The sequence below is a fragment of the Acinetobacter sp. RUH 2624 genome (assembly GCF_000162375.2).
GTDB lineage: Bacteria > Pseudomonadota > Gammaproteobacteria > Pseudomonadales > Moraxellaceae > Acinetobacter > Acinetobacter nosocomialis.
This window is the reverse complement of sequence record NZ_KI391940.1, coordinates 40136-53263: the sequence shown is the minus strand read 5'-3', so window position 1 is coordinate 53263 and position 13128 is coordinate 40136. Positions and strand designations below refer to the sequence as shown.

General features: G+C 40.2%; 13 protein-coding genes. 11 read left to right on the top strand and 2 right to left on the bottom strand.

Annotated elements, in window-relative coordinates; all coding sequences use genetic code 11:
- Positions 1–7 precede the first annotated feature (7 nt).
- Both rlmD and HMPREF0014_RS22335 read left to right on the top strand, forming a co-directional pair.
- Entirely contained in the window at positions 8–1399 is a 1392-nt protein-coding gene (gene rlmD / locus HMPREF0014_RS22340) for a 23S rRNA (uracil(1939)-C(5))-methyltransferase RlmD (protein ID WP_006581370.1), read from the top strand.
- Positions 1400–1429: 30 nt separating this feature from the next.
- Positions 1430–3736: a bifunctional (p)ppGpp synthetase/guanosine-3',5'-bis(diphosphate) 3'-pyrophosphohydrolase gene (locus tag HMPREF0014_RS22335; RefSeq protein WP_002054537.1), complete on the top strand. Its 2307-nt coding sequence runs from the start codon at positions 1430–1432 to the stop codon at positions 3734–3736.
- Between the two features lie 42 nt (positions 3737–3778).
- On the opposite strand, the gene HMPREF0014_RS22330 is transcribed toward HMPREF0014_RS22335, so the two are convergent.
- Positions 3779–4552, bottom strand: a complete 774-nt coding sequence (locus HMPREF0014_RS22330) for an SDR family oxidoreductase (protein ID WP_002054535.1) — start codon at positions 4550–4552, stop codon at positions 3779–3781.
- Positions 4553–4664: 112 nt separating this feature from the next.
- Between HMPREF0014_RS22330 and mazG the strand changes: the two genes are divergently transcribed.
- From mazG to yjgA, 9 genes are all read left to right on the top strand, one after another.
- A complete protein-coding gene (gene mazG / locus HMPREF0014_RS22325) occupies positions 4665–5471 on the top strand; it encodes a nucleoside triphosphate pyrophosphohydrolase (RefSeq protein ID WP_006581369.1) in 807 nt (268 codons plus the stop codon).
- Positions 5440–5850 (top strand): ComEA family DNA-binding protein, encoded by a 411-nt coding sequence (locus HMPREF0014_RS22320; protein ID WP_006581368.1) that lies wholly within the window; start codon positions 5440–5442, stop codon positions 5848–5850. Before mazG ends, HMPREF0014_RS22320 begins: the two co-directional genes overlap by 32 nt.
- Before the next feature lie 125 nt (positions 5851–5975).
- Positions 5976–7439, top strand: a complete 1464-nt coding sequence (pcnB, locus tag HMPREF0014_RS22315) for a polynucleotide adenylyltransferase PcnB (RefSeq protein ID WP_006581367.1) — start codon at positions 5976–5978, stop codon at positions 7437–7439.
- Positions 7436–7918 (top strand): 2-amino-4-hydroxy-6-hydroxymethyldihydropteridine diphosphokinase, encoded by a 483-nt coding sequence (gene folK / locus HMPREF0014_RS22310; protein WP_006581366.1) that lies wholly within the window; start codon positions 7436–7438, stop codon positions 7916–7918. Before pcnB ends, folK begins: the two co-directional genes overlap by 4 nt.
- Before the next feature lie 45 nt (positions 7919–7963).
- Positions 7964–8773 (top strand): 3-methyl-2-oxobutanoate hydroxymethyltransferase, encoded by an 810-nt coding sequence (gene panB, locus HMPREF0014_RS22305; protein ID WP_000624763.1) that lies wholly within the window; start codon positions 7964–7966, stop codon positions 8771–8773.
- A gap of 3 nt (positions 8774–8776) precedes the next feature.
- Positions 8777–9625, top strand: coding sequence for a pantoate--beta-alanine ligase (panC, locus tag HMPREF0014_RS22300; protein ID WP_002054580.1), 849 nt, complete (start codon positions 8777–8779; stop codon positions 9623–9625).
- Positions 9626–9647: 22 nt separating this feature from the next.
- Positions 9648–10499 carry an RNase adapter RapZ gene (gene rapZ / locus HMPREF0014_RS22295; protein ID WP_002054547.1) on the top strand — a complete coding sequence of 284 codons (852 nt, stop codon included), beginning with the start codon at positions 9648–9650 and terminating at the stop codon, positions 10497–10499.
- Positions 10496–10765, top strand: coding sequence for an HPr family phosphocarrier protein (locus HMPREF0014_RS22290; RefSeq protein ID WP_021510640.1), 270 nt, complete (start codon positions 10496–10498; stop codon positions 10763–10765). The genes rapZ and HMPREF0014_RS22290 overlap by 4 nt, the downstream gene beginning before the upstream one ends.
- A 2-nt stretch (positions 10766–10767) precedes the next feature.
- A complete protein-coding gene (yjgA, locus tag HMPREF0014_RS22285) occupies positions 10768–11304 on the top strand; it encodes a ribosome biogenesis factor YjgA (RefSeq protein WP_004710561.1) in 537 nt (178 codons plus the stop codon).
- Between the two features lie 59 nt (positions 11305–11363).
- Here the strand turns inward: yjgA and HMPREF0014_RS22280 are convergent, their stop codons facing one another.
- Positions 11364–12992 (bottom strand): acyl-CoA synthetase, encoded by a 1629-nt coding sequence (locus HMPREF0014_RS22280; protein ID WP_006581363.1) that lies wholly within the window; start codon positions 12990–12992, stop codon positions 11364–11366.
- Between the last annotated feature and the right edge of the window lie 136 nt (positions 12993–13128).

Below are 13128 nucleotides of genomic sequence, written 5' to 3'. Positions count from 1 at the left end.
TCATTCTTTGAAACAGCAAGCCAAATCTCGCAAAGCTCAGCAACCTGAATATATTTTTCAGGTTGAAACTCTTTCTCATGAGGGGCGAGGAATTGCGCACTATGGTTCTCATCCGCATCATGCGGCAGATAAGCATGGTAAAAAGGTATTTATCCGTTATGCGTTGCCTGGAGAAACAGTAAAGGCTCAAATTACGCATGAGGCTAAGCGCCTTGAAGAAGCTGAAATGATTGAGCTTTTAGCAGAACCTTCGCCAAATCGCGTAGAGGCTGTTTGTCCTCATTATGGTATTTGTGGCGGCTGTAGCATGCAGCACATTCATCCAGATGAGCAAATCCGCTTAAAGCAAAATGTACTCCAGTCACATTTACAACACTTTGCGGGTATTCAACCTGAACAGTGGTTAGAGCCAATTCGATCTTTACAAAGTGATTATCGCCGTCGAGCGCGTATTGGTGTGCGCTATTTGCCAAAACAGGACCGTTTGATTTTAGGGTTTCGTGAGCATCATAGTAATCGTTTAACTTCTATCCATACCTGTAGTGTTTTGGATAAAAAGTTATCAGATAGCCTGCCAGAATTGCGTACTTTACTCCAAAGTCTAAAAGGCAAAGCGCATATTGGTCATGTAGAATTAGCAAAAGGTGATGATGAAATTTCTTTATTGGTTCGCCATGTAGAAAAATTAAACAATTCTGATGTCAACCAATTAAGACAATTCGCGTTACACAAAGGCTGGCAGTTGTATTTGCAACCTAAAGGTCCCGAAAGTCTCCGTCGTATTGATGAAGAGCAAGGCGCTATGCGATTACATTATGCTTTAAATGCATTTGAAGTAAATTTTGCTTTTTCGCCATTGGATTTTACGCAGGTCAATGGCACAGTAAATGAACAAATGGTGCAATTGGCATGTGAATTGCTTCAATTGCAGCAGGGTGAAAGAGTACTGGATCTGTTTTGCGGATTAGGTAATTTTTCGCTTCCACTTGCACGATGTGTTGGTGCAAATGGACAAGTTGTTGGTGTGGAAGCAAGTGAAGAAATGGTGCAGCGAGCAACGGATAATGCCAAGTGCAACAATCTGGTGCAAGTAAACTTCTTTTCACAAGATTTAACAAAAGATTTTTCGCATCATTCTTGGGCAAATCAAGGATTTGATGCATTATTGATTGATCCTCCTCGTGCTGGTGCATATGAAATTATGCAGTATGTACCAAACTTTGGAGCAAAAAGAATCGTTTATGTATCATGTAATCCAGCAACACTAGCAAGGGATGCGGGTGTTTTGGCTCAACATGGATACAAGTTAAAAAAAGCAGCGGTTATGGACATGTTTACGCACACAGAACATGTTGAATCAATTGCTTTATTTGAAAAAATTCAAGAGATAAACGATTAAAAACATGAGTTACATATCCAGGAGAATGGTATGGTCACAGTACGTGAACAGTTACCTGAACAACTAACTGAGTTGTCAGAGGAAACGACTGTAGAGCATGCCGCCGAAACACAAGTCGGTTTAGCCTCATGGTTGGATCGGGTTCGTGAAATATTAGATGGGGCAGAGCTTAAACAACTCGAAGAGGTTGCGCATTTAACCCTGCAAAAAGAGTTAGATTCAACGGTTAATCATCGTTCCAATACATTTGCTACTGGTGTTGGAATGGCGGATATTCTGGCGCATTTACATGTAGATGAAGATACTTTATCTGCTGCAATGCTTTATCGTAGTGTTCGTGAAGACATTACTGATATAGAAGAAGTAAAGCGCAAGTTTGGTGAGCAAGTCTATAACCTTGTCAAAGGTACTTTGGCAATGGGTAAGCTTTCAGAACTCATTGAAAAAAATAAACGACTAGAAGACCATTTTAATAACAACCAGAGGGAACATTTAAGCGGCATTTATAAAATGCTGATTTCAGTGACTGAAGATGTCCGTGTTGTTTTAATTAAGTTAGCTGAGCGTACTTATTCTTTACGTGAGTTGGCCAACTCTTCACGTGAGCGTCAAGAGCGTGTAGCGCGTGAAATTCTAACTATTTATTCGCCATTGGCGCACCGTTTGGGTATTGCACAGCTTAAGTGGGAACTAGAAGATTTAGCCTTTCGTTATTTGGCACCAGACCGTTATAAAGAGATTGCTTCATTACTCAATGAAAAGCGTCTTGAGCGCGAACACTATATTCAGTTCGTAATCGACCGCTTAAAAAATGAATTGGCATCTTACGGTATTGAGGCGGAAATTACAGGTCGAGCAAAACACATTTATTCGATTTATCGAAAAATGAAAAGTAAAAACCTGAGTTTCGATCAGCTTTATGACATTCGTGCCTTACGTGTGTTAGTCAATAGCGTGCCGGAGTGTTATCACTCATTAGGTATTGTTCATCAAATCTGGCGCCATATTCCACACCAGTTTGATGACTATATTACCAACCCGAAAGCTAATGGTTATCGCTCATTACATACTGCTGTAATTGCTGAAAATAAATCTTTAGAGGTACAAATCCGTACTCATGAGATGCATGATGAAGCAGAATTAGGCGTATGTTCGCACTTTAACTACAAAGAAGGCTCGAAGAATACCGACCATTCTTTTAACCATCGTTTACATTCGCTTCGTGCCGTTTTGGAACATTACCAAGAACGTAATGAAACCACCGTACACCAAAACGAAGATGAGACGGAAGGCTTTGATCAGCTTCAAGACTTTGAAGGTTTTGAAAAGATTTATGTTTTCAGCCGTGATGGTGATATTAAAGAATTACCACGTGGTTCAACGGTTTTAGACTTTGCTTACCATGTGCATACAGAAGTAGGAAACAAGTGTTATGCGGCACGTGTTAACCAACGCTATGTACCATTAACCTATACGCTAAAAACTGGTGAACAGGTCGAGATTTTAACCAAGAAAGACCGTGAGCCTAACCGCGACTGGTTGGTGAACTCTTTAGGGTATATCAAGACAGCTCGTGCACGTGACAAACTACGCCATTGGTTCAGACAGCAAGATCGTAGCAAGAACCTTGAAGTTGGCCGTGAGTTATTAAACAAAGAATTGTCTCGATTGGCGATTCACCCTAAGAGTATCGACCTGAACGACTACTCATCACATTTTAATGTGAAAACAGGGGATGATATTTTAGTTAGTCTGGTCAGCGGTGATATCAGCTTGCATGCCTTGATTAATCAGATTAATCGTCAAATGCATCTGGATCAGGATGAGCCTGAGCTGGTACTTAAACCAACATTAAATCCGCGCGCCAGTCATACTTTGTCTGCGCATGGCATCCTAATTGATGGTTTAGACAATGTTGAGTTACATATTGCGCAGTGTTGCCAACCGGTTCACGGGGAGTCAATTGCTGGCTATATCACATTGAATCGTGGTGTAAGTATTCACAAAGTCTTGTGCTCTGATTATCAACGCATGATCAAGCAAGAACCAGAACGTGCTGTTGAAGCCGATTGGGAAATGCAGCCAACTCGTGGTCAAAGTGTTCAAATTGTGGTTGAAGCTTACGATCGTCGTGGTTTGCTCAAAGACTTAACTCAAGTGATTTTCTCTGACCAAATTAATATCCGTCAGGTGAATACAATTTCTGAGGCAGATGGTATTGCCAATATGAAGTTGCTTATTGAGGTGAAAGGTTTGGCTCAACTTTCACGTTTGTTAGCTCGTTTAGAGCAACAACCTGGAATTATTAGCGCACGACGCATGATTCAAGGTGTTTAATTAAATTAAAAAAGGCCGTCATTTGACGGCCTTTTTTATAAGCTATTTTCTCGATAAATAAATATTAGTTAAACGATTTAGAAACTGGGGGCTTATCGTTGAGAGTTGATAAAGCAATTTGGTTTTTATGCCAACAGGAGTATGAGTAGGAGTCCAGAAATGAGCTTTTTTCTCGACAAGTGAAAGGACCTGCTGAGCAATATCATTTGGAGTTAAGTCAACGCCCATATTTTGAATACTACCTGCATCCATATTATTGACCATTGCGGTTTGTACAAATAAAGGCATCACATCTAAAACACGAATACCATATTTTTTCCATTCCACATCTAAACCTTCGGTAATTCCGCGAACTGCAAACTTACTGGCTGAATATGAAATGAGATCAGCTTGCCCATAAATTGCAGAAGCTGAAGAGAGATTAATGACGCGTGCAAAAGAAGCTTGCTTTAAATAAGGAAGAGCAGCATGGCAGCCATTGATGACGCCGTTTACATTAATATTGATTGTTCTTTGGTGTGAATTGATATCGATGTGTTCAAAGGCCCCAGAATATAAAATTCCTGCGTTATTCACTAAAATATTAAGCTCGCCAGCCCAGTCGGTAAATTCTTTTAATATATGTTGCCATTGCTCGTAATCACTGACATCTAAATAACCAGCGCATGCATTGGGTCCTAACTCTGTTGCTAAGCTTTGAGCAAGTGATTCGTTAATATCATAAATACCTACTTTATACCCTTGTTTGTAAAATACTCGTGCAATTTCTGCTCCAATACCTTGAGCTGCGCCACTAATCAGAATGCTATGTTTCATCTTTTTTTCTCTTTATCGTTACAATATGACGAATGATTTGCCGCTTTAATTTTGATCATAGCAAATTAAGATTTTAAATTTACTGACCGACTTTTTGAACTTGAGGGTTACCATGGATAAATTGCTTAAAATTATGCAAGAGCTACGTGAAAAATGTCCGTGGGACCAAGAGCAAACTCCAATGTCACTGACTAAATATGCGATTGAAGAGGCATATGAGGTCGAGGCTGCCATTCGTCAGGGCGATATTGATGAAATCCGAAATGAGTTGGGTGATTTGTTATTACAAGTTGTATTTCAATCGCAAATGTTTAGCGAACAAGGAGCGTTCAATTTTCAAGATGTAGTTGAGGCAATTAGTGAAAAATTGGTAAGACGTCATCCACATGTTTTCCAGGCTGATCAATTTAATAACTTAACACCAGAACAAGTAAGCGAGTTATGGAAACAAATTAAACAACAAGAGAAGCAAGGTAAGCCGCAATCAAGATTGGATGAAATTAAACATGGTCCTGCACTGTCTCAAGCACACGAAATTCAAAAGAATGTTGCAAAAGTCGGATTTGATTTTGAAACAGTAGAAGATGCTTATGTAAAACTAGAAGAAGAATTGGGTGAATTCAAAGAGGCCCTTAAAAATCAAAATATTGATGAAATTCAAGACGAATTTGGCGATTGTCTGTTTTCATTGGTCAATGTAGGACGTAAACTTAACATTTCAAGTGAAACTTCACTTTTATCAACCATGCATAAATTTAGAAGTCGTTTTGCTTTTATTGAAGAGCAAGCCATAAAACAGCAAAGAACATTAGAAGACATGACCTTGTCCGAGATGGATGAATTGTGGAACCAAGCAAAACGGCAATTACATTCAGGGGAAAAACGACATGCGATACAGCATGAGACTTTGGAAAAATAATTGTTTTATTTTAATGATGTTGTGCTTAGGTGTGATTTCACCTTCGGTTTTTGCTCAATCTTTTGATCAGAATTTTCAGGAATGGAAGGCTAAACAGCAGATGTACGACCAAAAGTTAAACGTCTCTAAGTCTTCTCATTCTTATGGTTCTAAAATTTCTCAAACGAACAGTTTAAATGATTCTACTGCGCAAATTCATTTAAATCAGGCTACTGTAAATGAGTTTCGGCAGTTAAAAGGTATAGGTGAGAAAAAGGCTCAAGCGATTGTGGAATACAGGCAAAAGAATGGTGGTTTTAAAAATATTGATGAAATTAAAAACGTCAAAGGAATCGGACCCGCTATTTTTGAAAAAAATAAATCACGTTTAGCCTTATAAAAGTTCTGTTCGTCAATTATCATTTCCTGCGCAATCTAAAGAGAATCAAATTGCCCTTTGTGTGTGTTAGAGCTATGATTAGCGACAACTTGTTATTTACGTCCTGACGTAGGAGACAGCGTCTTTTGCAAACCTTGCGAGCGTCAAAATGTGGTTTGTCCACAGCCCAACTTCCTTCTTCGATTTTAGATGTGATCGATAGTCTGACCAAAGCAGGCTATGAAGCTTATATTGTTGGGGGTGGTGTCCGTGATTTAATGCTAGGACTCAATCCTAAAGATTTCGATGCAGTCACCAATGCAACACCTTCTCAAATTAAAGAAGTTTTTGGTCGTCGATGCCGAATTATTGGCCGTCGATTTGAATTGGCACATGTCTATTCAGGACGTGAGCTGATCGAAGTTGCGACTTTCCGTGCTCCTCCTAAAAAAGCAGTTACCAATGCTTCTGGCATGATTTTGCGTGACAATAACTGGGGAACCATCGAACAGGACTTTGCTCGACGCGATTTTTCTATCAATACGCTTTATTACCAACCACGTAAGGGTATTGTGCTCGATTTTTGTAAAGCAATTGATGATGTCAAGAATAAGACTTTGCGTTTATTGGGCGATCCTGTGCAACGTTTTGAAGAAGATCCGGTGCGTATGCTACGGACGTTACGTTTTGCAGCTAAGCTAAATTTTAAAATTGATCCAGCAATTCTCGATATTTTTGATGTTGAGATGACACAATTGCTTCGTGATGTTTCTCCGCACCGTTTATACGATGAGTCTCAGAAGCTTTTCACAATGGGTCATTTGGCACGTGTATTACCAATGCTAATTGAATTTGGCGTGTGGAAGCAGCTTTTTGCTGATATTCGTCCAGATCTGACGCCATTTATTCAACGCGCTGCAAAAAATACAGATCAACGCATTCAAATTGGTAAAACCATTAACCCTGCATTTTTCTATGCAGTTTTATTGTGGCAGCCATTTTTAGAGCGTTGTGACTTTTATTTATCAAAAGGCGTTGTTCCAGCCGAAGCACGTGCTCAAGCAGGTTTAGATGTTTTAAAACGTCAAGCGACACGTACAGTCATTCCTCGTTTTGCCGAAACTTTTATTCGTGAAGTTTGGGAAATGCAAACCCGATTGCTTAACCCAAAGCCACAGCAAATTGAAGCATTGGCAAGCCATGCGCGTTTCCGTGCAGGCTTTGACTTCTTATTACTTCGTGAAAAGTCAGGTGATGACACAACACAAGGAATGGGAAGCTGGTGGGATGCTTACCAAGAAATGTCAAATGACGAAAAAGAAGCTGCGATTAGCCAATATAATCGTCAAAAAGCGAAAAGTCGTCGTAAGGTTGCTGCTGAACCTGTTGAGAACAATAGAGTTGATGCAGAAATTGAGCCTTTGGTGGATGTTCCAGAGCCTCGAAGCCGTCGTGGTAAGAAAGAACGTGCACGACAAGAGCAGTCTGTCGATCGTTTTATGGAAAAATCTTCCACATCACAAACCAATATGACGAGCGATCACCCAATTTTAAAGCGCAAGCGGGTACAACGTGATTTGAGCCAAGTTATTTTTGGGCCGACACAATGACAGTAACCACATATATTGGCTTAGGAAGTAACCTAGGTGACTCACGCCAGATTTTATCTGAGGCGATAGCCAAGCTTAAAACTATTGGTGAAGTGAAGGTATCCAAACTGTATCAAAGCCCACCAATGGGTCCCCAAGATCAACCCAATTATCTAAATGCAGTAGCTCAGCTAAAAACTGAGTTACTTCCGCTTGACTTACTCGATCATTTACAGCGTTTTGAGCAAGAAGCTGGGCGAGTAAGACTCCGTCATTGGGGGGAGCGAACTTTGGACCTAGACCTGCTGATTTATGGTGATGAAAAAATACAAAATGAGCGCTTAACGGTGCCGCATGTAGGAATAATGCAACGAGATTTTGTTGTGATTCCTTTATTAGATTTAGACGCTGATTTACATATCAATGATCAGCCACTTAAGAATTTAGAACTCTTACAGCAGCCAACGCTGACTGTACTTGCTGATGAGTCTTGGGCTTAAAGTCTGACTTATTACGTTCTGCAAACTCCTGTAGAGGATACCATCATGATTAGTCTAAGTGACTTAAGAAAATTTAAAGCCGAAGGACGTAAGTTCTCTTGTCTAACTTGTTACGATGCAAGTATGGCAAAAGCAATGGAACTTGCTGAAATTGATACTATCTTAATTGGTGATTCTCTTGGAATGGCAATTCAAGGTCGTGATTCAACTTTACCTGTAACTGTTGAAGACATGGCTTATCATACAGCGGCAGTGCGCCGTGGTAACCAGCATGCTTTAATTATGACTGATTTACCATTTATGAGTTATGCCACTTTAAACGATGCTTTGCAGAATGCGAAAACAGTTATGCAAGCTGGTGCGCAGATGATCAAAATCGAAGGTGGCGCATGGCTAAGTGAAACTGTACAGGTGTTAACACGTAATGGTGTGCCTGTATGCGTACATTTAGGTTTAACCCCTCAGTCTGTACATGTTTTTGGTGGCTACAAACTACAAGCTAGAACCCGTGAAGCAGCTGATCAACTTATTGCTGACTGTACGGCGGTGGTTGAAGCGGGCGCGGCAGTTTTATTGCTCGAGTGCGTTCCGGCACAATTGGGTCAAGAAATTGCTGAATTATTCCCGAATACTCCTGTGATTGGTATTGGGGCAGGTAATGCAACTGATGGTCAGGTACTTGTAGTACAAGACATGTTAGGTTTAACTTTTGGTCGAGTTGCGCGGTTTGTACGTAACTTTATGAAAGAGCAATCTGGTGAAACAGCAATTTTAGATGCTTTTAAAGCGTTTCATGCTGCTGTACAGGACCAGTCGTTCCCAGCCAAAGAACATACTTTCCAAGTTGAGCTGTAATTCATGAAAACAGAAACCACTATACAAGGCTTAGCTGCTTCTTTAAATCCTGCTAGAGCTGCACGTAAAATCATTGGTTTTGTCCCAACTATGGGAAATCTACATGAAGGCCATCTCACCCTTGTTCGTGAAGCGAAAAAGTTATGTGATGTTGTGGTTGTGAGTATCTTCGTAAACCCGACCCAATTTGGTCCGGGTGAAGATTTTGATAACTATCCACGTACTTTAGAGCAGGACAGTCGTCTACTTGCTGATGTTGGTTGTGATATTATTTTTGCGCCTTCAGTTGAGCAAATGTACGGTACACAACCTCGTTTAACTAATATTAGTGTAAGCCAGATTACCGATGACTTATGCGGTAGTTCACGTCCTGGGCACTTTGACGGTGTAGCGCTGGTTGTGACAAAACTCTTTAATATTGTGCAACCGAATTATGCTTTTTTTGGTCAAAAAGATTATCAACAGTTGGCGGTGATTCGCCAGTTTGTACAAGACTTAAATATTCCATTAGAAGTGATTGGCGTACCCATTGTTCGTGCAGCAGATGGTTTAGCACTGAGTTCAAGAAATGGTTATTTGACTCCTGAACAACGTCAGATTGCGCCAGTCATCTATCAAGGTCTAAAGCAAGCTGAAGAGCAATTACACCAAGGTAAAGATTTACAACAAGTCTTGGCAGATTTAAAAACGTTGTTGACAGACAATGGTTTTGTTGTGGATTATGTGGAAGCTCGTCAGCCAAACTTGTTGGCTGTGTCTCAATTTGATCGTGATATTGTGTTGTTTGTCGCGGCTAAGTTGGGCGGAACACGTTTAATTGATAATTTACAAGTTGCCTTTACACCTCAATAATACATAAAAGGACAGCCATGCCATGAAGCGTATACTTATCGTGACAGGACAGTCTGGTTCAGGAAAATCTTCAGCTCTTCAAGTATTAGAAGATTTGGGCTATTACTGTATTGATAATTTACCTTTGGCATTGCTGCCTGAAATTGTGGCAAAGCTAGATCATGAAAATAATCTTGAACAGCTGGCTTTAGGTGTAGATGTCCGAAGTACTCGGGCTGATATGCAAGAGTTCGACCATGTTTTTGAGCAATTACAAAAACATGGTACGGTTGATGTGATTTATCTGACGACACAAGATCAGGATTTGATTGCACGATTTAGTGCGTCGCGTCGTCCACATCCGTTGGCGAATCGCTTCAAAAGCCTTTTGCAATGTATTCATGAAGAAAAGCAGTTACTGATTCCAATTCAGTTCCGAGCAACGGTTCATATTGATACCACTGATAAAAGTGTTCATGATTTAAAACATATCTTGCTGTCAAAATTAGGGCAGTCAGATAATCTGATTGTTATATTGCAGTCATTTGGTTATAAACATGGCATTCCTTTAGATGCCGACTATGTTTTTGACGTACGGCATTTACCAAATCCGCATTGGGATTTAGAATTACGCCGCTTTTCTGGTTTAGACGAGCCAGTTAAACAGTTTTTAGAAGCAAGTCCGCAAGCAAACGAAATGTTTGAGGATATACACCACTTCTTAAGAAAATGGCTGCCGGCATTTGCTGAAGGGCATCGTCACTATATGACGGTTTCAATAGGTTGCACTGGCGGCCAGCATCGTTCAGTTTATATGGTAGATAGACTAAAACAAGCACTTGAGGCAGAATGGTCTGTTCAGGTCTTACACAGAGAAATGAAGCACTGGTCATGATAGACACAACTGTTGATGTAATTAATAAACTCGGTTTACATGCACGTGCATCAGGAAAACTGATAGAGGTCACTACAAAGTTTCGTTCGTCAATTCAGATTGGTAAGGGCGATCATTTAGTAGATGCTAAGAATATTATGTCGTTACTGATGTTAGGTGCAGGAAAAGGGACCACTTTACGTTTGGTCATTGATGGCACTGACGAAGAACAGGCATTAAGTGAAGTACAGGCGTTATTCGCCGCAAAATTTTATGAGGCAGATTAATCGTGGCACGTCGTCCCCAGCGTTATACTGAAGAAGATTTTGATTCTTTAGAAGGACGTGCAAGTAAAACCGAACAGAAAAAAGCAGTTCAACGTATGGCTGCTTTAGGTGAGCAGTTAGCACAACTTTCTATCAAACAGATTCAAAAGCTTCCGGTTGATGAGCGTTTAATTGATGCTCTTTTAGAAGTCCAGAATATTAGTTCGTTTGAAGCACGCCGTCGCCAATTTCAACGTGTTGGTAAACTCTTGCGTAATGAAGATGAGACAGTCATTTTATCTTATTTGACTCCTCAACAAGGCGCGAAAAAACAAGCTCAACTTATGCGTTGGGTAGATCGTATGATCGAGCAAGGTGATCCTGCAATTAACGAGTTTAGTAAAATCTATAATGCATCAGAACGTCATACTTTGCGTCAGCATGTGTTAAGAATTAACCGTGATAAGACTCAGCAAGTTCCAGAAGCAGATCTTGAAGCATCTAAAGGTAAGTTTATTAACTACGTGCAACAAGTCGCTTTATTGTCAGATCAAGGTTAATTTCGTTTTAACTAAAAAAAGCGACGTTTAACACGTCGCTTTTTTATTTCCGATATTGTTTAAACGCGTTCTTTTGCCCATTCACGCAAAATGAATTTTTGCAATTTGCCTGTTGAGGTTTTTGGAATTTCAGTAATCACTACGTCTTTGGGAACTTTAAAACGTGCCAGTTCTTTTTGACAATGTGCAATAATTTCTTCAGGAGTCACTGTAGCACCCGTTTTTAATTCAATAAATGCACATGGTACTTCTTGCCAACGTTCATCAGGTTTTGCCACAACAGCCGCTGTTAAAACCGCAGGGTGTTTATATAAAACATCTTCAACTTCTAAAGATGAAATATTCTCTCCGCCCGAGATAATAATATCTTTAGAGCGGTCAGTAATTTTTGCGTAACCATCTGGATGGCAAACAGCTAAATCTCCAGTATGAAACCAGCCACCAGCGAAAGCTTCTTCAGTTGCCTTTGGATTTTTTAAATATCCTTTCATAACAATATTGCCACGGAACATAATTTCTCCCATGGTTTCACCGTCATTTGGAACTGGTTGCATCGTTTCAGGGTCTAATACTCGCATACTATCTTGAAGTGGATAAGGCACACCCTGACGAGAGTGTAGTTGCGCTTGTTCAGTAATTGACAGGTCACTCCATCCTGCTTGAGAGGCACAAAGGGCAGATGGTCCATAGGTTTCGGTTAAACCATACACATGGTTGACATTAATCCCAATATTTCGCATACCTTCAATTACAGCGACAGGTGGAGCAGCACCTGCCACCATAACTTCAACATGATGTTCTATACTTGGTTGTTTTTGTTTCGGTAGGTTAATAATCATGGATAGAACAATTGGCGCACCGCAGAAGTAATCAACCTTATGTTTAGCAATAAGCTGCATCACCAGTTCGGGGTCAACTTTGCGTAAACAAATATTGGTTCCGCCACTTGCTGCAATACTCCACGCAAAGCACCAACCATTGCAGTGAAAAAGAGGAAGTGTCCATAAATAAACAGCTCGAGGTTTCATACCGCAAGCTAAAATATTACTAGCTGCATTTAAATAAGCACCTCGGTGGTGATAAACCACTCCCTTAGGATTACCCGTTGTTCCTGATGTGTAATTTAAACTAATTGCATCCCACTCATCTTGCGGTAAAAGCCATTCGAAATTAGCATCGCCTTGAGCTATCCATTCTTCATATTCAAACGAACCAAGAAATTGATTTTCACCTTCATATTCTTCATCAGCTACATCAATCACAATGATATGTTGGTTTGGAATGAGTGATAGGGCTTCTCGGGCTAAATTAACAAACTCGGGGTCAACCAAAAGCACTTTCGTCTCAGCATGCTCTAGCATAAAAGCGATGGTTTTAGCATCTAAACGGGTGTTTAGTGTATTAAGAACGGCACCTGCCATAGGGACAGCAAAATGGGCTTCAATCATTGCTGGTACATTTGGCAATAAAACTGAAACGGTATCGTTTTTAGTTATACCTAATTGTTGAAGCTGAGATGCAAATTGACGGCAGCGCTGATAAGTTTCTTTCCATGAAATCTGACGATTACCATGAATGATAGACGCTTGGTCTGGATAGATATAAGCTGCACGTTCTAAATAGCGCAGAGGGGATAACGCAACAAAGTTTGCGGGTGTGCGTGGTAATTCATCGTATGCACTAACCATGTGAAATAACTCCATGTTCTATTTTTTAATTCATTCTTTGAAAATATGACTTAATATTAATCAAAGCATTAATGCTTTAGTCTTAAACAGAAATACCCCTCAGTCAGGAAATGAGCACAAATGCTATTTTCAACAT

Excerpts from the sequence above, each read along its gene's own strand:
- HMPREF0014_RS22290 (WP_021510640.1), top strand. The coding sequence starts at position 10,496 with ATGATAGACACAACTGTTGATGTAATTAATAAACTCGGTTTACATGCA.
- HMPREF0014_RS22335 (WP_002054537.1), top strand. The coding sequence starts at position 1,430 with ATGGTCACAGTACGTGAACAGTTACCTGAACAACTAACTGAGTTGTCA.
- folK (WP_006581366.1), top strand. The coding sequence starts at position 7,436 with ATGACAGTAACCACATATATTGGCTTAGGAAGTAACCTAGGTGACTCA.
- mazG (WP_006581369.1), top strand. The coding sequence starts at position 4,665 with ATGGATAAATTGCTTAAAATTATGCAAGAGCTACGTGAAAAATGTCCG.
- HMPREF0014_RS22320 (WP_006581368.1), top strand. The coding sequence starts at position 5,440 with ATGCGATACAGCATGAGACTTTGGAAAAATAATTGTTTTATTTTAATG.
- panC (WP_002054580.1), top strand. The coding sequence starts at position 8,777 with ATGAAAACAGAAACCACTATACAAGGCTTAGCTGCTTCTTTAAATCCT.
- rapZ (WP_002054547.1), top strand. The coding sequence starts at position 9,648 with ATGAAGCGTATACTTATCGTGACAGGACAGTCTGGTTCAGGAAAATCT.
- panB (WP_000624763.1), top strand. The coding sequence starts at position 7,964 with ATGATTAGTCTAAGTGACTTAAGAAAATTTAAAGCCGAAGGACGTAAG.
- HMPREF0014_RS22330 (WP_002054535.1), bottom strand. The coding sequence starts at position 4,552 with ATGAAACATAGCATTCTGATTAGTGGCGCAGCTCAAGGTATTGGAGCA.
- HMPREF0014_RS22280 (WP_006581363.1), bottom strand. The coding sequence starts at position 12,992 with ATGGTTAGTGCATACGATGAATTACCACGCACACCCGCAAACTTTGTT.